Below are 264 nucleotides of genomic sequence, written 5' to 3'. Positions count from 1 at the left end.
CCAGCGGAATCCCGTCCATGTCCAGGCCGGGCAAATAGAGCGTCAGCCAGTGGCGTTCGCGATGTTCGAAATGCGCCACGCACGCGGCCAGCACGTCGTGCTCGCACCCGTCCAGCGACAGCACGCCGTTGAACTCGATCGTGATGCTGTCCGCCACGCGATCGCCTATCTGATGCAGGCGGACGTGCTTGAGGCCGAGGGCGAACCATCGGCGCTGCTCGACCACGATGCCCAGGCCGACGCATTCGTCATCCAGCCACACCG

General features: G+C 65.5%; 1 pseudogene. It reads right to left on the bottom strand.

Going from position 1 to position 264, the window contains the following annotated elements:
- Positions 1-264: pseudogene (locus OH705_RS27710) on the bottom strand (hypothetical protein); the annotation flags it as partial.

It is taken from the genome of Pseudomonas sp. BJa3, assembly GCF_026343815.1.
GTDB classification, from domain to species: Bacteria; Pseudomonadota; Gammaproteobacteria; order Pseudomonadales; family Pseudomonadaceae; genus Aquipseudomonas; species Aquipseudomonas soli.
This window is presented reverse-complemented; position numbering and strand designations above follow the sequence as displayed.